Below are 24,813 nucleotides of genomic sequence, written 5' to 3' on the forward strand. Positions count from 1 at the left end.
TACAATGAAACGATTAGGACTCATCATACTTGCCATTTCTTCACAAGTATTTTCTATAAATGCTCATATTCCAGAGAAGGAAGATACGGTTGTAATTGAATTTGGAGAACGTAGCAAAATGGTCATCTATGCGGAGACGCAAGAAGATTTGAAAGACCTTGGAGATTATGATATCAATGCCATCATAGGTGAACTCAACCAAAACCTGGATTCTGTTTCTACCGATACCGATGAAGTGAGTATCGTGAAAGAGTCAGATGAATACAGAAAGGACACAGATACTGAAGTAGATGTTGACCAATCATCTGCTCCACTGAGCTACTATGGCGACTCTGAACGTGATCAGTATGAAAGTCGTTATGATCGTGACGACTATGGCAGTCAGTACCAAGATTATGATGACAATGATTATGTAAGAGTAAATCGAAGTCGTCCGAATAGAGGTAGGAGTAAAGGGACTTACGGCACTTTCGAAATGGAGTTAGGCATGAACAATTGGTTGGAAAACGGCTCTTTTCCTGACAATAACAATGCAGCTTATGCGGTCAAGCCTTGGGGGTCCTGGTATGTGGCTATTGGTGGTGCTTATCATACTCGTATAGCTGGTCCGCTGAAGTTGAAATGGGGAGGAAATATGTCCTGGTACAACTGGAAAATGGAGAATACCGCAGTCAGAATCACTAAAACCGATGAAGGAACTACATTCGTCGAAGACCCAACCATCAACGGAAAGAAAAGTAAGCTGGCTGCCACTTATATCAATGCAAGTCTAATGCCTATGCTAGAGTTCAACTCAAGTGGCAGAAGCCGAAGCTGGAATTGGAATAGGTATAGAAATAGAGGGTTTAGAATAGGAGCAGGCATGTACGCTGGCTATAGGATAGATAGTTGGACTAAGATCAAATACAGCGATAATGGTGATAACAAAAAAGACAAAGACAAGGGAAACTATTACCTCAATAATTTCCGCTATGGAGTGAAAGCTCAAGTTGGCTTTAGAGGCATGGATTTATTTTTCAACTATGACCTGAATGATGTCTTTGCTACCGGTAAAGGACCGGAATTACAGGCTATTAGTTTTGGGTTTATCCTATAATACCTTTCTAGGTTTCATGAAGATGATTAGAATAGAAAGATTAAACAAAAACTAATTTTTGCAAATGCCTATTGATCATTTTCATTCCTAAATTACTTAAAATCAAATCCGTAAAAATTCGGACGGCACCTACTATCAATCAGCGCTAATATTGAATTCTGTTTAAGGGATTAATGATTTGAGGATGAAACGATTAGTAGGTGCGATTGTACTTTTGTTTAGTGTTGCAAATGTATTCGGTCAAGATGTAAAAGGAGAAGTAGGGGGCTGGTTTTTAATGTTAAATCATTATTCCATTAATGAAAAATGGAGAGTAGGAAATGAATTGCATATCCGTAGAAATGATTGGGTAAAAGAACAAGAACAGTTTTTGATCAGACCTTATGTCGACTATAAGATCAATAAAAATGTAATTCTGACTGCAGGATATACTTACTTGAATACAAAGCAAATTGCGCAAACTCCTTTGCCAATCGCCATCCCCGAAAATAATGTATGGGAACAGTTGACACTAAATCAAACGTACGGTAAAGTAAAAATCTCTCATCGATACAGAATGGAGCAGCGATTCGTAGGTATTCCAGAACAAAACGAAGAAGGGGATTATGAAATTGATGGTGTCAGACAAACTAATAGACTGAGGTATCGCTTAACTGTAAAACGAAATATTAGTGATGTTTGGTTTGTGCATCTTTTCGATGAAATTTGGATACATCAAGATGGATTAAAACCATCTTCATTTGACAGAAATTGGCTGTATGCTGGATTAGGGATTAATGTGATGAAAGATGCCAATATCCAATTGGGCTATATGCATCAATGGGTGAGGGCAAGTGAAGATGCGTACATCAATCGACCAACCGTACAACTTACCATACAATATAATATATGATTAGAATTGGGTTTAATGAGTAATCTTTTGTTAACTACCAGATGAAGAATGTGCTTTGTATTCCAAATCTGGTAGTTTTTTTATTATAAAATTAATGTTGATGTCCACCGGGTCCGTGTACGTGACCATGCTCCAATTCTTCGGTAGTGGCTTCTCGTACTTCAATAACCTCACCTGAAAAAAACAGGTCTTTCCCAGCCATTGGGTGGTTAAAATCCATTCTTACATGTTCATCTGTAATTTCTTGAACTAAACCTTGTAGCGGATTTCCTTCTTGGTCTTTCATAGGAAGAAAATTCCCAACTTTTACTATTTCTCCAAGCTTGCCGTCAACTTCAAACATATTTTTAGGCAAATTGACCACAGCATTCTCATCTACTGGGCCATAAGCCTTATCACTTTCGATCCCAAATTCGAATGTGTCACCTATAGATTTGTCTTTTAGATTGACTTCAAAATCCGGTAATACCTGTTGACTGCCAAATAAAAATACAAAGGGTTCTTTGCTATCTACTTCTTGTACAATTTCACCACTTTTATTTCCCTCTTGGAGTTTGTATGTGATGGATACTACTTTTTCGTTTCCTATATTCATTCTGCAAAGTTAGGACTATCATTTGACGAATGCCAATTGAGATCCTTCCTATATCTTTACACCCTTATAAATTGAGATATGATTGAAAAGATTAGTGCAAAAATAGATGCTATCAACGCAGAAGATCCAAATACGGTAATGTATCATGGCGAGGAATGTCCTAAAGAACTGGTATATGGTCAGCGCATGACTGATATGCTTCATGAATATGACCCTGCGCCTTCTTTAGCCATACAAGTTGCTGCTCGCGGTCAACATATCCAGCGATGGGCCATACCTAGGTCGGATTATCCTATGGACAGAAAGGGCTATCTCAAGTGGAGAACAGAATTGAAATTGATGCATGGAGAGCTATTGGCTGAGATTTTACAAGAGGAGAGCGCTGATTCTTCATTGATAGAAAAGGTCAAAAATTTGGTCACCAAAAAACGATTGAAAACAGATCTCGAAACTCAACAATTAGAGGATGTCATTTGTTTGGTTTTTCTTAAATATTACTTTTCAGAATTCGCAGCAGAGCATGAAGAGGAGAAAGTGATATCTATCATACAAAAGACCTGGGCTAAGATGACAGAAAAAGGACACGAGTTAGCTCTACAGCTGGATTACAAGGAAAATGATCTTGAATTAATCAAAAAAGCTTTGCAATAATTAGATAAATAATAGATCGTATTGAATTATTCTAATACTTCTATAGGAATATAGTTAGGATAATTGATGGTCTTGGCTTAACTTATTCGTTTGAATTTTTTAATCAACTAAACGCATAAGAAGAAATGGTCTTTCCTGATTATTTACAAACACTAATAAATTCTCTTCATGATATCATGCCCGGCGTATTAGGCGCATTAGTCGTCTTTGTCGTAGGCTGGTTAATAGCGATATTGATTCGCAGGATCGTTCATGGTCTCATGAAAAAAACGGACTGGGACGAGCGGTTGCTTGGTAATACCATCGTTGACACCAATAAGTTTTTAGCCAATTTGGCTTATTACATTTTTATGGTCATCATTCTTTTGATTGTCCTGGAAATGCTTGGTTTCAGCTATGTATTGGACCCAATTAGAAATATGCTCGACGAATTCTTGAGCTTTATTCCAAAAATAGTAGCTGCAGGCGCCGTAGTATTTATCGGGTACATTCTAGCCAAATTTGTTTCCAATCTGGTTAAAATGGCTGGTAGTTTTTTGGATCGATTAGGAGATCAAATAGGTTTTAAGGAAACGGATAAGTTGGTTTATTTTCTTCAGCAGATCGTTTTTATAGCCATTTTCATTCCAGCGATTATCCAAGGGCTCAATGCATTGGAGTTAGATGCTATTACGACTCCCGCTAACAATATCTTGCACAAACTAATGGACGCGGTACCTCATATTATTGGTGCTGGTCTCATCATGACGATTTTCTTTATAGGAGGCAAGTTTATAGCCACGTTTGTGAATGACTTATTAGTCAATATAGGTGTAGACAAACTTTCTAAGCAACTGCACCTCTTTATCATTGCAGATGACCAATCGCTATCCAAAGTGATTTCTCATGTCTTACATTTCTTTATTGTCTTTTTTGGGGTGATTTCAGGAATTGAACTCTTAGGAATGGATCGTTTGACAGAGGTCATGCACAATATCCTAAACTTATCAGGCGACATTCTATTCGGTCTTGTGGTGATGGTATTAGGCAATTTTGTGGCATCTGTAGTTTACGGATCTATGAGCAAAAAGAAGGAAAATGAATTTGCAGCAGGTGTTGCCAGAATGGCCATAATAGGATTGTTCTTAGCCATTGCACTTCGTACCATGGGCATTGCCAACAGTATCATCGATTTGGCCTTTGGTCTGACCTTGGGTTCATTGGCTGTGACCGTAGCCTTGGCCTATGGACTTGGAGGACGTGAAGCAGCTGGCAAGCATATGGAACAAATATTGAAGAAATTTAGAAAGGAGTAGCATTTTAAAAATTCTAAAAACTAAAAAAGCCTTCAACAGAATTTATTCTATTGAAGGCTTTTTTAGTTACAGAACATAAAGGATAATTGGATTAAGAATAATTTGAAATGGTACCCGTATCCAATGCTTTCTTGCCATTCATTGCGCACGCATTCACTACACCAATCAATCCAGCGAATCTTGGATCTTTAGTCAATCCTTTTTTATATCTGGCATAAATCTGTTGACAGATTACACCCAGTTTGAAACAAGCAAAAACATAATAGAATTGGATGTTGGATGTGTCTATACCGGTTTGCTCGGTGTATTTTTCTAAAACTTGTTTTCTATTCAAATTTCCAGGCATCCAGGTGAGGTTGAAGGCTTTTAGAGCTGGAGGGTCGAGCAATTCTACCCAATAGGCCAAAGCCGTCCCTAAGTCCATCAATGGGTCACCGATGGTTGCCATTTCCCAATCCAATACTGCCAATACATCTGAGTAGTTATCTAATGATAATACCAAATTGTCATATTTGAAATCGTTATGTAGCAGAGTGACAGATTCACTAGTGGGGATATTTTGAGTGAGCCAATTACCCAATTCTTCCATACCAGCCAACTGATCTGTTTTTGATTGGTTGTATCGCTCTACCCAACCTTCGACTTGTCTTTGGACATAACCTTCAGGTTTTCCTATCTCCCAGAGGTTATTTTTATCTAAATCCAATTGATGTAAATCACAAAGTATGTCTATTGAATTGGAACTGATTTTTTGCATCAATTCTGCCGTCATAGGCATATGCTTGGGTGGAGCATTTCTAAGTATAATTCCGCGTACACGCTCCATGATGAAAAATTCATCGCCAATGATATCTTTATCCCCACAATGGAGGATAGGGCGAGGAGAATATGGGCAGACGGGGTTAATTTTAGTGAGTAGATCATATTCACGCTTCATGTCATGCCCACCCTTTACATCTGCTCCTATTGGGGGTCTTCGCATTACAAATTCTTGTTCTCCACATTTTAACAAATAGGTGAGATTAGAAAACCCACTTGGAAATTGCTCAACACTAACTCCTTCTTCAAACTCAGGATTCTCCTTCAGGTATTCTGTTAGTTTGTTTAAGTCTATGTTTTCACCAGGTCGGATCATCCCAGACCGGTCCATCAGCATATTTTTTTCTCTAAGACTCATCAGATTCTAGTTGTCAGTTTTGTAGTTTTTCAATACAGATTTAGCAATTACACCTTTATGGACTTCATCTGGGCCATCATATATTCTAGCTCCTCTTTCGTGCCTGTACCACCACGAAATAATCAAATCATCAGTAATGCCTAATGCGCCATGTACTTGGATGGCACGATCTAAAACTTGTTGAAGTACTTGAGCGACGTAATATTTGATGGAAGATATTTCAACTCTAGCCGCTTTACTTCCTTGTTTTTCGATTTTATCTGCTGCATGTAATACAAGCAATCGGGCGGCATCTATTTCAGTCCGAGATTCTGCAATCCAGTTTTGAATGGTTTGCTTATCTGCTAAAACTTCTTGCCTAGATACTTGTCGAGATACCGCTCTTTTACACATCAAATCCAAAGCTCTTTCACAGATGCCAATCCAACGCATGCAATGGTGTATTCTGCCAGGACCTAACCTTTGTTGGGCGAGCATAAAGCCTTGGCCTTCTTCATGAATCAAGTTGGATACTGGCACTTTACAATTGTTGTATTTGACTTCCGCATGACTCATATAGCCGAAGCCAGATTCTCCCATAATTGGGATATTCCTAACCAATTCGAAACCCGGAGTATCTGTAGGAACTACAATCATACTGGCTCTTTCATATGGGCTTTCGGCCTCTGGGTTTGTAATAGCCATCACAATTGCAAATGCAGCACCATCCGCGGAAGAGGTAAACCATTTGTGCCCATTGATTAAATAATGATCTCCTTCTTTTATCGCTGAAGTGCTTAAGTATTTCGGATTAGATCCGGCATGCTCTGGTTCGGTCATCGAAAAGCAACTTCTAATTAAGCCTTCCTGGAGCGGCTTTAAAAATGTATCTTTTATTTGTGGTGAAGCAAATCCTTCGAGCAATTCCATATTTCCAATGTCTGGAGCTTGGCAGTTAAAAGTATAATGACCAAAAGGAGTAGTGCCAAGTATTTCGCTGATCTGAGCAAACGCAATTAAGTCGAGCCCTAGTCCACCTTGTTGAACTGCAAGATGTGGTGCCCATAAACCAGATTTTTTAGCTTTAGCTCTGAGGTCAGAAAGTAGTTGTTCGTGCTTTTTCCGGTCGGAAATATCAAGTAATTCCAACTCTATTGGCAGTAGTTCCTTTTGAATGAAATCCAAATATCTCGGAATTAATTCTTGGACTTTTGTGGTGGCAAAAAGATCAATCATATGAATGGTTTGATAGATCTTCAAGTTAGTAAAATCATCGGATTATTAGAAGGGTAGGTGCGATTCTGATAGAAAGAATTAAATACATGATTTGACTTCCAAATTGATCCTTTGATTTACAATATAGGCAAGTTTTTAGCCAAAGTACATAGCCAAATATTATTTGGTTAAGAATTATAAATATTTATAAATCAGATATTTATATATCTATAATTTAAGTTAATTATAAGGAAGTTATAAACTTAAAGTAAATGGGACTGATGTGAAATGTATTTTACTATTATTGTTAATAAATTAACGGATGTTTGGAGCTACGTGAAAATGAAAGCATTAGATATGTTTTCGAACCTTATAAATGTGGCTAGTTTTGCTGACCTTGATGGGAGTATCATTTGAGGCAAACAAATTTAGAATATAATAATGGAAGACATAAAAAAAATCATAGAGGAAACTTGGGAAGATCGTTCAAAACTCCAAGATCCAGAAGTTGTAAAAACAATTGAGTTTGTACTTGAAGAATTAGATAAGGGAAGGTTAAGATGTGCCGAACCTTCGACTGATGGTTGGCAGGTAAATGACTGGGTAAAGAAAGCCGTGATCTTGTATTTCCCAATTAGAAAAATGGAAAAAATAGAGGTGGGCCCTTTTGAGTTTCATGACAAGATGGCTTTGAAAACTGACTATGATAAATTGGGAGTTCGAGTGGTTCCACATGCTGTAGCCCGGTATGGAGCATACATTTCGAGTGGCACCATTTTGATGCCTTCATACGTTAATATTGGAGCCTTTGTTGATGAAGGTACTATGGTAGACACTTGGGCAACAGTAGGTAGTTGTGCGCAAATAGGGAAAGGAGTTCACTTGAGTGGTGGTGTCGGAATCGGAGGAGTATTGGAGCCGGTACAAGCTGCGCCAGTGATAGTAGAAGATAATGCTTTTATTGGTTCGAGATGTATTATTGTTGAAGGTGTTCGAATTGGAAAAGAAGCAGTTCTTGGCGCTAATGTGACGTTAACTGCGAGCTCCAAAATAATTGACGTAACGGGCGATAAGCCAGTTGAATATAAAGGTTATGTGCCGGAGCGTTCGGTAGTGATACCAGGTTCGTATGCCAAAAAATTTCCAGCTGGTGAATACAATGTACCATGTGCGATTATCATAGGTCAACGAAAAGAAAGCACAGACAAGAAAACTTCGTTGAATGATGCCTTGAGAGAAAACAGTGTGGCTGTGTAGTTTGGTTTGATTAGATTTATTGAATCAAAATAAATCAAATCTTATGAAATTATATTTCTTGGTATTCTTCTTACTAGTTGGTTTCGGTGCTTTGGCATCTGAAACTATCAAAATCAAAGCGTCTGATGGGGTAGAGGTTACGGTGGATTTGCATATCGCTCATCCTGACACTGTTCCTTTCATTATATTATTTCATCAGGCTGGTTGGAGTAGAGGAGAGTACCAAGAAATAGCCCCAATTCTGAATCAATTGGGATTCAATTGTATGGCAGTTGATCAACGTTCTGGTAATGCAGTGAATGACGTCCAAAATCAGACGTTTGTGAGTGCTAGAAAACTCATGAAGGAAACTAAATATGTCAATGCCCTTCCTGATATGAATGCTGCCATCGATCACGCTAAAATTTACCTGGCAAAAGGAGATTTGATTATTTGGGGTAGTTCGTATTCTTCTGCATTAGCTTTAAAAATTGCTGGAGATCGCACAGGCGATATCAGTGGAGTATTGGCTTTTTCTCCTGGAGAATATTTTCAGTCGATGGGTAAACCCAAAGATTATATTACCTCCAGTGCAATAAAAATAGAATGTCCCTCTTTCATCACTTCTGCCAGAAGTGAAAAGAATAGCTGGTGGTCGATTTATGAAGTAATTCCTACGGATACGAAAAGCTATTATTTACCTGAGACATCAGGAAACCATGGATCCAGAGCTCTCTGGAGTAAATTTACCGATAGTCAAGGCTATTGGGATGCTGTGATTTCCTTCTTGAATCAATACCTCTAGTTGTGACAGAAACAGCTAGTCCTTTCATTCTAATCAATTTCCCAGCATGTAACATGCATTAGTCCTAATGCTAAATCCTCAACGGATAAGAATCTCTGGTACATCTAGGTTTTTCACCTATTTCACCCATTAGGTATTTCGCTCTTATTTGGGAGTCTTCGGCTCATCATCTTTGCTATGTAGAATTCAAAAAGATATTAAACAACATTAAAGAGTAGGTTGGTTTTTGGAAGTAGTCTGAGAGTTAAGTGCGAGTGATTGAAGGGAAGTAGCTCTCAGATTTTGTCAAACCAAGAAAAACTGCAAGCCGGCAGGTTATTATGAGAAAGTTAGGTTGGTTTTTGAAATATAAAGCAGGGGTGATTGTGAAGTTGATTTTGAAGTAGGAACCCTTGTTTTATTTTTCTCAACAATGTGCAAGATCAAATCAGCTATGAATTGATTTTGGGGCACCGGGACGATTCGTCTTTGGTGCTTTTTTATTTATAGGCTAGAATTTATTTACTATAATGATTCGATTTAGAACACATTACATGATATTTGAATATGGCCAAGTCATCCGAAGAAATACTAGAAGGGGTATTAGGAGCTATCAACGAATTGACTGAAAATCATAATCTCAATCAAGCGTTAGATCAGGCCGTTCAACTCGTGGGTGAAACTTTTAATAGCGATTGCTTTTTATCAAGAATCACCTTTGAAAATAAGAAATGGATCAGCAACATCCATCATACTTGGATGAAAGTGCCTAATCAGAATCGAGTATCTCAAAATCAAAATCTTGTCATCAATGCCTTTGGTGATATTGGTGAACGATTGAACGCAGGCGAAGTCGTTTCATTGAAATACAATGATGCCAAGAAGCCACTCAAAAAACATTTTGATGAAACGGGTGGAAAATCCGTCTTGCTTGTACCAATCAGAATAGAAGAACAACTCTGGGGCACACTTGCTATGGCGGATTTAGAAGATGAAAGGGAATGGCCAAAAACAGTCAAAGCAACGCTTGATTCTCTTGCCAGAATTATTAGTTCGAAGGTGAGCACCAAAGCATATAAAGTAGGCTTGAAAAGTAAGATCAAATCACGAACTAAGGCATTATTAAATCAGAATGAAAGATACCTTTCCTTAATTGAAAATGTACCTGGAATTATTTTCAGATGTAGGAATGACGAACATTGGTCTATGGAGTTTATCAGCTCCTATGTAAAGACCATTACGGGTTATGAACCTATTGATTTTTTAGATCATAAGAACGGAATTCATTTCAACCATATCATTCATGAATCAGATAAACTAATGGCTCGAGAAGACGTCCAAGCTCAATTGACGAGCGGAACACATTATCGAACCACATACAGGATTATTACAAAAGATCATGAGATCAAATGGCTTTGGGAACAAGGAATTCAAATAATAGATGAAGGCAAAGAGTATCTCGAAGGATGTATTATTGATATTTCTGATAGGGTCAATGGACATGAACGTGTGTTGGCAGCTACTCTGGAAGCCGAGGAAAGAGAAAGAAGTCGGATTTCAAGAAATATTCATGACAATCTGCAGCAATTATTGATTACGGCACATTTGAATTTGATATTTCTGAAAAAGCGGAAAGCTGATTTCAGTGATAAAGAAATTAGTAAATATGAAATCGCTAATGATTATCTGCAAAAAGCTATAGAGGAGTCAAGATCGCTATCACACAAATTGATGCCGAAGGCGATTGAAGATTATGGTTTTGAAGCAGCTGTAGAAGGCTTGATAGAAAATATAGATGATGTAGTAGATACCAAATTTCAATTTTACAATAATCTGAATGGTAAACATCTTTCGGCTAAAGTTGAATTGTGCTTATTCAGAATTACTCAAGAAGCGATGAGTAATATTATAAAATTCGCTCAAGCCAAAAACGCAACGATACAGTTGATGAAACACCAAGATTCCATCGTGCTGACCATAGAAGATGATGGTATTGGGTTTGATAAAAGTAGAGTCACTTTGAATGCGGAATCTTTTGGCATCAATAGTATGAAAAACAGAACTTCTTCTGTAGGAGGTCAGTTTTTTTTAGATAGTCAAGTAGGAAAAGGAACACAGTTAATGGTTGAAATTCCAAATTAAAAATTATTAAATATTATGACCAATCAAATTAGAATACTACTGGTAGATGATCATAAAATGATAAGAGAAGGCATTAAGTCCTTTCTGGAAGATTCAGATAGCTATTTGGTGAGCATGGAAGCTGAGAACGGAACGGAGGCTATTGAAAAATATGATTCGTCGCAGATAGATCTTGTGATCACAGATATCTTGATGCCCGAAATGGATGGTATAACATTGACTGGTGAATTGTTGAAAGTGAATGCTGATGTGAAGGTAATTGCCTTAACTATGATGAATGAAAATCATCATATCAAACAAATGCTAAAGGCGGGCGTAACTGGATATTTGTTGAAAAACTGCTCAGAAGAAGAGTTGTTGAAGGCTATAGAAACGGTAATGTCTGGAAACAAGTATTATTCTCAAGAGGTGACAGATATCATCATGAATGATCTTTCTAAGAATAAAAAACCAACTCAAAGATTGTCCATAGAGATTCCATTAACATCTCGCGAGCTAGAAATATTACATCTGATATGTAAGGAGTACTCGAACAAGGAAATAGCGGATGAACTATTTATAGGTATGCGAACCGTGGATGCACATAAAAGAAATTTGCTTGAAAAAACGGGCTGCAAAAATGTAGCAGGTTTGGTAGTTTATGCTTTGGAAAGGGCATTATTTAAGGACTTATAAAGAGTATATTTTTTTGTATTATAATATTTCAAATAAAACATGAGACTCTGAAAGCAATTTTTTTATTGAACCTCATGAGTAAAATTTCGTAACTTTGGAGCAACCAAGCTACTAAACATATGAAATTTCTGCGCAAACTAATTGGCCGGATCAAAAAGAAATTTGGATGGTCAACTCCAAAAGTTAATCCAGTAGATGTCGAGTATTTTCTGACTCGAAAAAAACATAATCATTGCTGAAAGACTCCATCAATAGTGGAATGAGATAGATTGAATGTTTTTACAACATGACAGTTAAAATCTCATGCTTTCTATTCTTTAGTACTTTTTTAAATTTAATTGTCTCAGCTCAGGGAAAAGTAGATTTAATTAAGATTGAAGGAACTCAGGTTGATATTTACACCCCTCCCAATTACAACCAGGACAAAAACTATCCAGTAGTGTATTTTAATGATGGGCAGATGTTATTTGGGCATCCCGCTATCACCATGCAGCTCCAACACACATTGGACAGCTTAATACAATATAAGCATATTCAAGAATTGATTGTAGTAGGTATTGCTGCTGATTACTTAAGAACTGAAAAGTATGTGCCGTATCAAGACAGTCGCTTTGAACGAATGCCAGATGGCGGTTCGTATGCGGATTATTATGCTGATTATTTGGTTAATCAAGTAGTTTCTTATGTTGATAACAATTATGCAACTATTGAAAGCGCTGAGGGTAGAGCCATATTTGGATTTTCATTTGGTGGGCTGAATGCCATTTGGATGCTGTTGAACCACCCAGACACATTTTCTATGGCTGCAGGATTATCAGCTTCTTTTTGGGTCGATGATTTTGTCTTGTTCAAAGAAGCATCCAAATATCAAAATGGCCAAAAGATATGGTTTGATATAGGAACAGCTGAATGGAATTACTATGTACCATTTCAAAAGCTATTAAAAGAAAATGGGGCTCAGATCAATGAAGACATTTTTTATTCAGAAGTGCCTGATGCAGCACATACCATGAAAGACTGGAATAAACGCATAGAGATGCCATTTTTAGTGTTTGCTGGCTTGAAAAATCGAGACATTTCTAAAATGGAGGTTGAGATTGAAATAATTCCTAGCCAATCTACTCCGGGTAAGAAATTCACAAGATTGAACCCCATAGTCACTTGCAAAAATGGATTAAAGTATTCTTTGGCTTATGAGGGGGATTATAAGGTGCTCAATCCAGAAGATGGTAAAGTTTATGAAGAAGGAAGATTCGAGCTTTATGGAAAAGAAAACCTGGAAGTAGTGGTTACTTATCGGGATTTTAATAAAAAAGTAAAAATACGAGCCAAGTCGTTAGAGTAGTTAGTCTTTAGATACTGTACTCAGGTCTTTTTCTATCCCTCTCAGTCTATCCTGACAAAACTTAACCAATTCATTGGCGCGTTTTACTAAATCTGTGATCTGATCTACATCTACTTCCTCAGATTCCAGTTGATCACAAATGGATTGTAGTTCGTCGTAGGCGGATTGATACGTAAGCTTCTTTTTACTCATTTGACTTTATTTATTGTACTCATTATTGTTTGAGAGGCTGTTTGGGTTTCCAATTCGTCTCCTGGTTTTATTTTTTGATTCTTTATTACTTTTCCATTAATTCTGGAAATAGAATAGCCTTTGTTTAGTAAGTTTTGCGGGTTGTATGCTTCAATCAATTTCTGGTTATGTGACAAATTCAATTTGAATTGATTGACAATAGCTTGTGGTTTTTGTTTTATTAGGTGATCCATTTGTTCGAGTTGGTAAGTGTTGTGCTGAACAATTTGTTTAGCGCTCAACTGCCATCTGAAATTCAAGTCGTTGATCATTTCTGACTGACGAAATATCAGTTCCTGTGTATGCTGTGCTATATTCTCCTGCATCTGATTAATTTCAGATTCGAAAGTTAGCATTCTAGTAATCAGAAACTCAGCGACAGAAGTTGGTGTTTTTAATCTCGTGTGCGCCACTAAATCAGCAATTGATTGATCCCGCTCATGTCCAATACCAGTCAAAATAGGCAGAGGAAATTGTGCCAGGTGTGCGCAAAGTTCGTAATCATCAAAGCAATCTAAATCCATTTTAGATCCTCCACCGCGAATAAGAATTACAGCTTCATAGTCATTTTCTGATTCATGAATCTGATGAAGACATTCAATAATAGACTGAGGGGCAGCATCACCTTGCATGGTAGCAGGGAATAAGTTTAATGTCGCTCGGTAGCCATACGCGTTGCTTTCAAATTGATTCATGAAATCCTCGTAACCAGCAGCAGATTCAGAACTGATAATAGCCAAACGTTGAGTGACTATAGGCAACTCCAAACCTTGATTCATTTCAATAATACCTTCTGCTTCAAGTTGCTGGAGGGTTTCTTGTTTTTTTCTTTCTCTTTCACCTATCGTGAAATTGACATCAATATCCTTGATGTTTAGGCTGATACCATAAACTTCATGGAACTCAAAGGAAGCATTAAGTAAAACTTTCATGCCTTGTTTCAATTCCGTTCCGGTTTGAGAAACAAACCAGGGATGTATCTCACGAAATACATTGGCCCAAATGGTACCACGTGCTTTTGCTTTTACATAGCTATTGTCTTTCTCTACTAGTTCAAGATAGCAATGCCCGTTGCCATGCAAGTTGATTTGTCCAATTTCAGCTATGATCCAGTAAGACCTTTCTAATTGCTCAGAGAGTACTTTTTTGACAAGTAAATTGAATTCGTATAAGGAGTAGTGATTCACAGATCAAAAATCCGAGAATAAACACCAAAAGCCAAATTTCAAATCACAAATAGATCGGCTTTTGAAAATTAGTCATGGATATTTTAGAATAAAAATTTACTCCGTTCCCAAAAGTAGGTTCTTAATGTCTTTTTGGTAGTTTCTACCAATTGGCAAAAGTTTGTCAGCGATCTCCACTTGATTTCCATCGATGGCTTTCACCTTGTTTTTCGCGATAATATAGGAGCGGTGTATTCTTACAAATTCATCTCCTGGTAATATTTCTGCAATGCCTACCAGGTTATTGTGGTTGATTAAACTTTCATCATAGGTTTTGATCCTCACGTAGTCTTTCAAACTCTCGATATATAGAATATCGTCCAAGTAAACTTTGATCATTTTTTTGTCAATTTTGAAAAACACATGAGCTTTTTCACCATCGTCAGAACTGTTTCCTTCATTGATTTCTTTTTCGGCACTTCTTTGTTCGATACGATTGATCGTCTTCATGAATCTTTGTAAGGAGAAAGGTTTGACCAAGTAGTCAATTACATCTAACTCAAAGCTTTCTACCGCATATTCGCGATAAGCAGTGGTTATCACCACTGCTGGTGGGTTTTGCAAGCTTCGCAGAAAATCCAATCCTGATATAGTAGGCATATTGATGTCAAGAAAAATTACATCAACTTCCTGATTAGATAAAAAATTAAACCCTTCTACCGCATCTTTACAAGTTCCTACAACCTCAAAATTCTTGAAGTTGACTAAAAAATTCTTTATCACATTGATGGCCAATGGCTCATCGTCAATAATCAAACAATTAATTTTCATTCAATGGTATGTTTAAAACAGTTCTATATTTATCCTCGCCCTCTATCAATTCAAGCATATAGTCTGTATCGTAAATCAATTTAAGCCTTCTTTTTGTATTTTCTAAACCGACCCCATGGTTATAAGTTTGCAAGCCATTGTCGGCAATAGGGCCTGGGGATTTATTGTTTTCGGTTATAAAAATCAATCTACCGTCTTTAACACTTAGCGAGATCAGTATAGGAATATCCTGACCGATCAATCGGGTACCGTGTTTAAAGCTGTTTTCAATAAATGGCAATAGCAGCACTGGTGGAATCAACTTACCTTCAATATCTCCAGATATTTCTAGATCAACATTGAGTCTTTCGCCATAGCGAAGCATTTCAAGATCTAAATAGTTTTGGATGTGCTTAATTTCATTAACCAGAGGCACTTGTTTTTGTTTAGCGTCATAAATGACATAACTCATCAATTCTGATAGCTTTAAGACAGTATATGGTGCTTTATTGGACTTGTCTAGTGTCAGTGAGTATAAGTTGTTGAGCGTATTGAAAAAGAAGTGAGGCTGGATTTGAGATTTAAGAAATGCCAATTCCGTTTCCAGATTTACTTTTTGCAACTCCGTAGTTTTGTTCTTGAACTGAATCCAGTCTATCGTCATTTTGATGGCTGTACCAATGGCTACCACATAGATTTCGCCAATAAATGAAGCCATCACATAATTGAAATTGAATAGAGGTAGATTCTGAACACCGGATTCTTTGTATACTTCAGTAGTTACAAAAAGATAAGTCAATATTATCCGGATGATGGTAATACCAAGTGTAGATAGAAACAGAATAATAATATACCAAGTCACTTTCCGTGGAATCAACTTTGGCATCAAATAGTATATGTTGAAATATACAAGGACAATATGAAGAGGAAACTCTACAAGATTCGAACTAAAAGAGTATGCATAATCGTCGAAGTAAGACCCCCACCGAATCCAATTGAAAGAAAAGTAAATCACCCAAAATAGCGTGTGATATACAACTGGTCTTTTCGCAAAGCTTATGGTTCCTTGCATGCGGGTATCTTCTGGCTTAAAAAAAAGTTGATCGGAAGTTAACAATATTACTATCAGTTGTAAAATGAAAAAGTCCGATATATTATTGAAATTTAAGTAAGTAGTAGCAATAATTCGCTCGATGGTAGTTAGTCAAAGCTCAACTGCAAAAATGAACACTTGTCTGGTAGTTAGTAGTTCATGGCATCATTCAAAGGCAAAATCACGCCATTCAGCTATTTATTTTTAATAAGGCTGAAATATTAATCAAAATAGTGGATGCTAAAATCTATTAATAATGACTAAATCTAAAATTAAGTCTATGAAACAGAGAATACTTTTATTGAGTTTTGTCATGGGTATGGTGCTAATGGCACAAGCCCAAACCCGGACATTGACTGGTAAAGTCACCGGAGCAGACGATGGCGCTGCTTTACCGGGTGTGAACGTGTCTGTAAAAGGCACAAGTACAGGTACCATCACGGATATTGAAGGTGTCTACAAATTGGATATATCAGATTCAGATGTGCTGGTATTTTCATATATAGGGTATGCTACACAAGAAATTATAGCTGGTAATAGAGCAGTTGCTGATATTGTTTTGGCAGTTGATTCTGAACAACTAGAAGAAGTAGTAGTAACTGCCTTAGGTATTGAAAGAGAAAAGAAGTCTTTAGGTTATGCGGTTACCGAATTAGGAGGTAAGGAAGTAAGTGAGGCTAAAGAAAACACTTTTGTTAACTCATTGTCTGGTAAGGTTGCAGGACTTCAGGTATCTCAGAATGCTGGAGGTGTGGCAGGATCAGCTAGAGTTGTTCTAAGAGGTAACTCTTCGATAACTGGTGACAACAACGTACTTTATGTTGTAGATGGAATACCATTTGATAACACTTCTAACGGTACTCAAGTTGATGAATGGGGTAATAATATGGATTACGGAAATGGTATTGGTGATATCAATCCTGAGGACATAGCAACTATCTCCGTTTTGAAAGGAGCTACAGCCGCCGCACTTTATGGATCCAGAGCAACTAATGGCGTGATTTTAATCACAACTAAAAAAGGTAAATCTGGCGATGGTATTGGTGTATCTTATACTTCAAATGTTGTTTTTGAGGAAGCAGCATATTTTCCTGAATTACAAAATACATATGGTCAGGGTTCTGATGGTAATTTCTTAACTGATGTTGATGCTGTAAGAGGTGCAGGTTCTTGGGGACCGGTTATGTCTGGTCAGAATGCGTTGCTTTGGACAGGTGAGAACGGTACTTATAGTGCACAGCCTGATAATATGAAAGAGTTTTTCGATCTTGGTAAAACCTGGACAAACACAATCGCTCTTGATGGAGGAAATGAACAAACTTCATTTAGACTAGGATATACTAATGTATCTAATTCAGGTATCGTACCAAATAGTGGATTGGATAGAAATTCCTTTACTGTAAGAGTTAGCTCTCAGTTAACACCTAAGTTATCAGCAGATGCTAAAATCTCTTATGTAAATCAAAAAGTCGAGAACAGACCAAGTATGTCTGGATGGGGTGACAATGTGATGTTGAACTTGGTAAGTATGCCAAGAAATACAGACATGGATGAGCTTTCAAATTACTATGATGCTGACGGTAATGTAAGAAGACCAGTAAGTACCTATGGTAACAACCCTTATTATACGGTTAATGAAATGTATAATGAAGATTCTAGAAATAGAGTTTATGGCGTTACATCGCTTAACTATAATGTTACTGATTGGATGAAAGTAATGTTAAGAGGAGGTACGGATTACACAGTTCAAAAAATATTTTCTTATACGAAAGAAGATCACCCATTCAATGGGTCAGTGCTCAATGATCTTACTTATACTTCTCAAGAATCAAACTTTGATTTCCTAGTTTCAATGAATAAAGATTTGTCTTCAGACTTTTCAATTGGAGTGAATCTTGGTGGTAACTTAAGAAAGAACAAAAATACTACAGCAGGTTACCAGGGAAGTGGATACAGTTTTCCAGGAGTTTACAATATTTTAAATACAAATACTAAAACAGTAAATGCTGGCGCAGGCGTTTATGACAAAGAAGTTCAGTCAGTATATGCTAGTGGTCAGTTTGCTTTCTTAAATGCTATTTTCTTGGATTGGACAGCCAGAAATGATTGGTCTTCTACTTTGCCAGCTGGAGATAATTCTTATTTCTATCCATCGGTATCAACAAGTGTTGTGATTTCAGACTTAGTTGATGGATTAAATGGAGGAGCACTTTCGTTTTTGAAGGTTCGTGCCTCATTTGCTCAGACTGGTAATGATACAAACCCTTATGTGTTAAGCGATTTGTATCAAGTAGATGGTAACTCTTACCTTGGATTAAACATTGCAAGTCTTACTGCCGCCAAAGCCAATCCAAATTTAGTTCCTGAAAAGACTAATTCTATAGAGGCAGGTTTAGATGTGAGATTTTTAGAAGGGCGATTCGGTGTAGATTTTGCAATCTATAAATCTAATACTACAAATCAAATCATGCCAATCTCAACTGCTAGAGAATCTGGCTATACCCAAGCATGGGTTAATGCTGGAGAAGTTGAAAACAAAGGATGGGAAGCTGCATTGAATGCCGAGATTCTGAGAGGTGGAGAGTTTACATGGTCTGCCAGTTTAAACGTTTCATCTAACGAGACCAAGGTAATTGAATTAGATCCTGAAAATGGGATTGAAACACTTGACTTAGCTCAAGGTGGAGGTGGAGGAGTATTCTTCGTTTCTGCAGTTGCAGGAGGAAACTATGGTGAAATCAGAGGATTTGGGTATCAAAGAAATGAAGCTGGTCAAATCATAGTAGATGCCGAGGGGCTTCCATTGGCAACCGAGGAAAGAATTTCTTTTGGGGATTTCAACCCGGACCTTTTAGGAGGTTTAACGAACAGCTTTACTTATAAGAACTTTGCTCTTGATTTTCTAATTAGCTTTAGAAAAGGTGGTAAAATCATGTCCGTGACTGGTGCTGTGCTAGATGGTAATGGTGGAAGTGAAAGATCACTAGAAGGACGCGATGGTGGAATTGTAGTGCCAAATAGTGTAACTGAAGCTGGAGATCCAAATACAACTGCGGCCACTGCTATGAGATACTGGGGTTCTAATTATGGCGCACGAAACATTATAGAAGATTATGTGAAAGATGGAAGTTTTGTAAAATTCAAAGAGATCACCCTTTCATATAACCTACCAGCGAGCATACTTTCAAATACACCTTTCAATAGAGTTTCTTTTGGTGTAACAGGTAGAAACTTATTCTTCATATCGAGAAGCATCAAGGATTTCGATCCTGAGGTGTCAGGCTACAACAGTGGCAACGGGCAAGGTATTGAAGCTTATGCATTACCTGCTACCAGAAGCTATGGTTTCAACCTAAAAGTTAATTTCTAATCAATTAAGAATAAGAACTATGAAAAAGATATTATCATTATTATTGGTATTCGTAGCCGTGGCCTCATGTACAGATGACTTTGAGGATATGAATACGAGCCCCAATAGTCCTTCCGCCTCAGGAAGTGACAATTTAGCACCGGTCTTTACTTATGTGCAGAGACATGCGTTTGCAGAAACAAGGTTTAATACGTGGAGAGGAAACTTGATCTTCGGATCTAGGTTTGCCGATCAGTGGTCATTCAGTTTTGCAGGTACATGGTTTGGTAATGCTGCAGGATTTTCGTACAACGCTGGGTGGACTGATGCAGCTTGGGATGATCCTTACTCAAAAGTATCAGGAAATTTGGTGGCATTGATAGAAGGTACAGCTGTAGATGCACCTGCTGAAGACGCTGCTATTAACGCGATCGCAAGAGTGATGAAAGGATTCTTTTATCAGAGAATGACGGATCAGTTTGGAGCCATTCCTTACTCTGAAGCTGGTACGGGTGTTCCCGCTCCGGTGTTCGAATCACAGCAAGATGTTTACAATGATATCATGGCCGAATTAGGAACTGCGATTGCTGATTTGAAAGCAGTAGGAGCTACACATGCTTATGCTGGAAACGACATCGTATATGGTGGAGATGTCAGTAAGTGGATCAAAGCCGCAAATACGCTTCGATTGAGAATGGCACTTAGGGCAAAAGATGCTTCTGGTAGCACTTCTGATGCTGTTATATCAGCAGCCATGGCTGAAGGTTCTTTCTTGAGCAGCAACGATGATACGTTCGCAGTGGATAGAGATTATACGAACGCTGATAACTTATTCAATGGATATAGTGACGTATGGTGGACCTGGGATGGACCAGCTGCTAGATGGTCAATGAGTAATACTTTGGTGGATGCTTTGAAAGCTAATAATGACCCTAGACTTTTTGCATTTGCACAGCCCATAGAAGGTGGAACTGCAGGGAATTCAGCAGATTATGTTGGTTCTATTGTTGGAGGAAATGCTGACTATATCAATGCAAGTGCTTTTGAAACTTTCTCATGGCCAAATGCTAAGATTTATTCTGAAGGAAGTGATGTGATGCCATCTATTGCTATGACTTATGCAGAAGCAGAGTTACTACAAGCGGAAGTAGCACTTGATGCTGGTAATTTAGCAACTGCTCAAACTCATTTCACAAATGCCATTCAAGGGCATATGGAATATTGGGAAGTGCCAGCTGCAGATATCGCAACATATCTTTCTGATCCGTCGGCTACTCTCGTAGCAGCAACTGCGTTTGATCAAATTGCATTGCAAAGATGGTTTGCTGCTTATACCTATGGATATGAAGCATGGGCTGTATCAAGAAGAATGAATGTTGCTGAGCAACTTGGCTTTGATACTAAACCCGTCGCAGGCACTGGTACTCCTGGTTTTGCTAACACAGTAGGTGGAGCAGACAACGTTTTACCAAAGAGATTGAGATATTCTTCAAATGCTGTGTTGTTGAATGCCGCAGGTGTAGAGCAAGGTAACTCTTTGAATGGAGGAGATGATGTAATGACCCTCAAATTGTGGTGGGACGTTAACTAATCATTAGTTATTAAATATATTAAAAGACCATTCCTATTGGGGTGGTCTTTTTTCATTGAATAAAGTTGCATAATGAGAAGGATAATTTATTTGATTTTGATGTTAGGTCTTTTTGCTTGTGAGCAAGAAACAATTCTTGAAGAAACTGTTCTGTTCAAAGAGGTTAGTACATTGACGTCCGGAGTGAATTTTAGGAATGATATTCCCGAATCTGAAAGCATGAACTCATTTGTATATGAATATTATTATAATGGAGGAGGAGTTGCTACTGGTGATTTGAATGGGGACGGGTTAGAAGATATATTTTTCACCAGCAATCTTGGACCTAACGCACTATACCTTAATACCGGAGATTTGGAATTCATTGATGTTACTAAGAAAGTACAAATTGAAGGTAAGGAAGGGTGGACAACTGGCGTCAGTATGGTTGATATCAATGCTGATGAAAAATTGGATATTTACGTTTGTTATTCAGGTCCGTTTAAAGAGGAGGCTCTACGCACAAATGAACTTTATGTTAATCAAGGAAACGATCAATCTGGCAATCCAATATTCAAGGAGTTAGCAGCAGAGTATGGGTTGGCTAGTTCCGCATTTTCTACGCAAGCCGCTTATCTTGATTATGATTTGGATGGTGATTTAGATGTTTATTTATTAAATCATAATCCATCGAGAATTCCTGAAGACCAACTAGCTAAAGGCAGAATCAAACCTAATCAAATTGGAGATCAGTTTTTTGAAAATGTAAATGGTTTATTCATTGAAAAAACAATAGAATCAGGTATTTACTCCAATGCCATTTCTTATGGTCTTGGGATAGGCGTAGGAGATCTGAATGATGATGGATATCCAGATATTTATATTTCCAATGACTATGAAGAAATGGACTATATCTATCTTAATCAAAAAAACAAAACATTTAAAGAAGTAGTGCAAACTGCCACCCGACATATTTCCAATTTTTCAATGGGTAATGATGTTGCTGACTACGACAATAATGGAGCCTTGGACGTGTTGGTTTTAGATATGGTTTCTGAGGATAATTACGGCATCAAGACAAGCATGCCTTCTATGAATCCTGAGCTTTTCGACAGGCGTTTGTCACAAGGGTTTCACTATCAATACATGTACAACACACTCCAACGAAACACTACTTTCAAAGATAATAATGATACACCTATGTTTACAGATGCCGGCCGACTGGCCGGTATAACTAATACGGGTTGGAGCTGGGCACCTCTCATGGCTGATTTTGACAATGATGGATGGAAGGATATATTTATTACCAACGGAATCAAGCGAGATTTCAGAAATAACGATTTTAACCTCTATTTGAAAAAACTGATCGCAACTGATCCGGCGTATCTGGACAATCCGGCACAGATGGTAGAAGTCATAAATAAGATCCCTAAAAAACCACTTAAGAATTATTTCTACCAGAATAAAGGTGATCTCACGTTCGAAAAGGTAACAGACTCTTGGTGTTCAGAATTACCAACATCTCTATCTAATGGAGCCGCTTATGCCGATTTGGATAACGACGGTGATTTAGAGTTGATTATTAATAATATGGACGAGAAAGCATCGATCTATCAAAATAACTCAACCAATAATTTTGTCAAGTTAAAGTTTAAAGGGTATGATCAAAATCCTGAAGGTATAGGTGCAAAGGTTTGGGTGTATCAGGCTCAAAACAGTCAGTATTTTGAACATTATCGTGTGCGAGGATTTCAGTCAAGCGTGTCTTCAGGAATTTCCGTAGGTGTAGGTATAGCAGACAAAATTGATTCTATCAAGATTGAATGGCCAAATGGATTCTTTAATCTACTAAAGAATATTAAATCCAATCAAACGGTGATATTGGATGCTAAAGATGCGATTAAAAAAGCTGATGAGGTTCAACCTCAATCAAAGATTTTTACAGCCGAACAAATAGAAATTATTCAACATATCGAAAACGAGTTTAATGACTATTCAAAACAGGTTTTATTACCACACAAATTGTCCCAGTTGGGACCTGCAGTAGCTATAGGTGATGTCAATGGCGATGGTTTAGTAGACCTATTTATGGGTCAAGCATACGGCATGAGATCAAGTCTTTATTTGCAAACCTCAACTGGTGAATTTACCCAGTCTCAGCAATTTGATGATAAAGGTTCAGAAGCTATAAGTGCGATATTTTTTGATTTTGACAATGATGAGGATTTGGATTTATATGTGGTGAATGGAGGCAATGAGTTTGATGAAAACGATAAAAGATACTCGGATAGGTTTTACCTTAATACAAAAGGGGAATTCATAGACGCATCAGATTTGTTACCAGATGTTTACGAAAGTGGCTCTGTTGTTAAGGTGCATGATTTCGATCAAGATGGATTAATAGATGTTTTCGTTGGAACTAGACACAAGCCTGGTGATTACCCAAGTCCAGCCTCTAGTTATTTATTGAAAAATATGGGAAATAGATTCGTAGATGTCACTGATGAATTAGCAATAGGTTTAATCGATTTGGGATTAGTCTCGGACATGGAATGGGCTGATGTGGATCAGGATGGAGATAAAGATATGGTTATTGTGGGAGAATGGATGGTACCATCCATATTTACCTTAGATGATGGGGAATTCTCGAGATTATCAAGTCCAACACTGGATAGTTTAAGAGGGTGGTATAATTCAGTAAAATTGGTTGATATCGATAAGGATGGGGATTTAGACTACTTGCTTGGAAATCTTGGAGACAATTATAAATATCAAGCTTCATCTTCAGAGCCATTTGAAGTTTATTATACAGATTTTGACCATAATGGATCAAAAGATGTTGTTTTGGGATATTACAATTTTGGAGAGTTGTACCCGGTCAGAGGGAGACAGTGTTCAAGTGAGCAAGTGCCTGAACTGAAAGAAGAATTTGCTAATTATCATAGTTTCGGCAGTTCATCCCTGTCCGAGATATATCAACTAAGTAGCGAGTTAGATTTATTGTCCTATAAGGCTACCAATTTTTCTAGTGGAATACTACTTACAACAGCATTAGGATTTGAATTTATTCCGTTTCCAAATTTGGCACAGCTCTCTAGTATCAATGATTTCCTTATTGAGGATTGGAATAATGACGGTCTTTTGGACTTGTTAGTGGTTGGGAATTTATATCAGTCTGAAATAGAAACGCCTAGAAACGATGCAAGCTATGGATTGGTACTTAGCGGCGATGGTTTTGGTAGTTTCTCAGTAGTTGACGCTGAGGTTTCAGGTTTTTTTGTAGATGGTGAAGCAAGGAAGCTCTACAAAGTGATCATAAATGATCAACAATTTGTGGTTTCAGCAATTAACGGAAAGCCCCTACTTTTTCACAAAGTAAAGAGTAGTAATCCTTCGTCCATTTAGCTTCATTTTCATACCAGTCAGCTAAATACTTTCGGGAGAAATAGTTAGACAAGTACCTTAGTATCCACAATTAGTAATAGTTAGAAAAGATTAATTAGAGTTTTGGG

The 24,813-nt window shown here is 37.6% G+C and carries 19 protein-coding genes; 12 read left to right on the forward strand and 7 right to left on the reverse strand.

The window, feature by feature from the left end; all coding sequences use genetic code 11:
- Positions 1–4: 4 nt before the first annotated feature.
- Both ABJH98_RS07090 and ABJH98_RS07095 read left to right on the forward strand, forming a co-directional pair.
- Positions 5–1,096 carry a hypothetical protein gene (locus ABJH98_RS07090; protein WP_348306943.1) on the forward strand — a complete coding sequence of 364 codons (1,092 nt, stop codon included), beginning with the start codon at positions 5–7 and terminating at the stop codon, positions 1,094–1,096.
- Between the two features lie 184 nt (positions 1,097–1,280).
- Positions 1,281–1,988, forward strand: coding sequence for a DUF2490 domain-containing protein (locus tag ABJH98_RS07095; protein ID WP_348306944.1), 708 nt, complete (start codon positions 1,281–1,283; stop codon positions 1,986–1,988).
- A gap of 91 nt (positions 1,989–2,079) precedes the next feature.
- Here the strand turns inward: ABJH98_RS07095 and ABJH98_RS07100 are convergent, their stop codons facing one another.
- Positions 2,080–2,583: an FKBP-type peptidyl-prolyl cis-trans isomerase gene (locus ABJH98_RS07100; RefSeq protein WP_348306945.1), complete on the reverse strand. Its 504-nt coding sequence runs from the start codon at positions 2,581–2,583 to the stop codon at positions 2,080–2,082.
- Positions 2,584–2,661: 78 nt separating this feature from the next.
- Between ABJH98_RS07100 and ABJH98_RS07105 the strand changes: the two genes are divergently transcribed.
- Positions 2,662–3,234: a DUF4202 domain-containing protein gene (locus ABJH98_RS07105; RefSeq protein WP_348306946.1), complete on the forward strand. Its 573-nt coding sequence runs from the start codon at positions 2,662–2,664 to the stop codon at positions 3,232–3,234.
- Between the two features lie 125 nt (positions 3,235–3,359).
- Entirely contained in the window at positions 3,360–4,529 is a 1,170-nt protein-coding gene (locus ABJH98_RS07110; protein WP_348306948.1) for a mechanosensitive ion channel, read from the forward strand.
- A gap of 91 nt (positions 4,530–4,620) precedes the next feature.
- Here ABJH98_RS07110 and ABJH98_RS07115 read toward each other — a convergent pair whose 3' ends face one another.
- Positions 4,621–5,706: a phosphotransferase family protein gene (locus ABJH98_RS07115; protein ID WP_348306950.1), complete on the reverse strand. Its 1,086-nt coding sequence runs from the start codon at positions 5,704–5,706 to the stop codon at positions 4,621–4,623.
- Between the two features lie 6 nt (positions 5,707–5,712).
- Positions 5,713–6,921, reverse strand: a complete 1,209-nt coding sequence (locus tag ABJH98_RS07120; RefSeq protein WP_348306951.1) for an acyl-CoA dehydrogenase family protein — start codon at positions 6,919–6,921, stop codon at positions 5,713–5,715.
- Positions 6,922–7,341: 420 nt separating this feature from the next.
- On the opposite strand from ABJH98_RS07120, the gene ABJH98_RS07125 reads away from it, so the two are divergent.
- The 5 genes from ABJH98_RS07125 (at position 7,342) to ABJH98_RS07145 (ending at position 13,082) form a co-directional block, all read left to right on the forward strand.
- Positions 7,342–8,157, forward strand: a complete 816-nt coding sequence (locus ABJH98_RS07125) for a 2,3,4,5-tetrahydropyridine-2,6-dicarboxylate N-succinyltransferase (protein WP_348306952.1) — start codon at positions 7,342–7,344, stop codon at positions 8,155–8,157.
- Positions 8,158–8,200: 43 nt separating this feature from the next.
- Complete coding sequence (locus ABJH98_RS07130) at positions 8,201–8,941, forward strand: alpha/beta hydrolase (protein ID WP_348306953.1); 741 nt, start codon at positions 8,201–8,203, stop codon at positions 8,939–8,941.
- Between the two features lie 546 nt (positions 8,942–9,487).
- Positions 9,488–11,062 (forward strand): PAS domain-containing protein, encoded by a 1,575-nt coding sequence (locus tag ABJH98_RS07135; RefSeq protein WP_348306954.1) that lies wholly within the window; start codon positions 9,488–9,490, stop codon positions 11,060–11,062.
- Positions 11,063–11,077: 15 nt separating this feature from the next.
- Positions 11,078–11,737 carry a response regulator transcription factor gene (locus ABJH98_RS07140; RefSeq protein WP_348306955.1) on the forward strand — a complete coding sequence of 220 codons (660 nt, stop codon included), beginning with the start codon at positions 11,078–11,080 and terminating at the stop codon, positions 11,735–11,737.
- A gap of 286 nt (positions 11,738–12,023) precedes the next feature.
- Positions 12,024–13,082 carry an alpha/beta hydrolase-fold protein gene (locus tag ABJH98_RS07145; RefSeq protein ID WP_348306956.1) on the forward strand — a complete coding sequence of 353 codons (1,059 nt, stop codon included), beginning with the start codon at positions 12,024–12,026 and terminating at the stop codon, positions 13,080–13,082.
- On the opposite strand, the gene xseB is transcribed toward ABJH98_RS07145, so the two are convergent.
- From xseB to ABJH98_RS07165, 4 genes are all read right to left on the reverse strand, one after another.
- The gene (gene xseB / locus ABJH98_RS07150) at positions 13,083–13,274 is read right to left on the reverse strand and encodes an exodeoxyribonuclease VII small subunit (protein WP_348306957.1); all 192 of its coding nucleotides are present in this window, start codon (positions 13,272–13,274) and stop codon (positions 13,083–13,085) included.
- A complete protein-coding gene (gene xseA, locus ABJH98_RS07155) occupies positions 13,271–14,500 on the reverse strand; it encodes an exodeoxyribonuclease VII large subunit (RefSeq protein ID WP_348306958.1) in 1,230 nt (409 codons plus the stop codon). The genes xseB and xseA overlap by 4 nt, the downstream gene beginning before the upstream one ends.
- Positions 14,501–14,596: 96 nt before the next feature.
- Positions 14,597–15,310 (reverse strand): LytTR family DNA-binding domain-containing protein, encoded by a 714-nt coding sequence (locus ABJH98_RS07160; protein WP_348306959.1) that lies wholly within the window; start codon positions 15,308–15,310, stop codon positions 14,597–14,599.
- Positions 15,300–16,361, reverse strand: coding sequence for a histidine kinase (locus tag ABJH98_RS07165; protein WP_348306961.1), 1,062 nt, complete (start codon positions 16,359–16,361; stop codon positions 15,300–15,302). The genes ABJH98_RS07160 and ABJH98_RS07165 overlap by 11 nt, the downstream gene beginning before the upstream one ends.
- 301 nt (positions 16,362–16,662) lie before the next feature.
- On the opposite strand from ABJH98_RS07165, the gene ABJH98_RS07170 reads away from it, so the two are divergent.
- The 3 genes from ABJH98_RS07170 to ABJH98_RS07180 all read left to right on the forward strand — a co-directional run bounded on the left by ABJH98_RS07170 (position 16,663) and on the right by ABJH98_RS07180 (position 24,706).
- A complete protein-coding gene (locus ABJH98_RS07170) occupies positions 16,663–19,752 on the forward strand; it encodes a SusC/RagA family TonB-linked outer membrane protein (protein ID WP_348306962.1) in 3,090 nt (1,029 codons plus the stop codon).
- Positions 19,753–19,771: 19 nt separating this feature from the next.
- Positions 19,772–21,322: a SusD/RagB family nutrient-binding outer membrane lipoprotein gene (locus ABJH98_RS07175; RefSeq protein WP_348306964.1), complete on the forward strand. Its 1,551-nt coding sequence runs from the start codon at positions 19,772–19,774 to the stop codon at positions 21,320–21,322.
- Between the two features lie 72 nt (positions 21,323–21,394).
- Positions 21,395–24,706 carry a VCBS repeat-containing protein gene (locus tag ABJH98_RS07180; protein WP_348306966.1) on the forward strand — a complete coding sequence of 1,104 codons (3,312 nt, stop codon included), beginning with the start codon at positions 21,395–21,397 and terminating at the stop codon, positions 24,704–24,706.
- Positions 24,707–24,813 lie beyond the last annotated feature (107 nt).

The organism is Reichenbachiella sp. (genome assembly GCF_039969095.1).
GTDB lineage: Bacteria > Bacteroidota > Bacteroidia > Cytophagales > Cyclobacteriaceae > Reichenbachiella.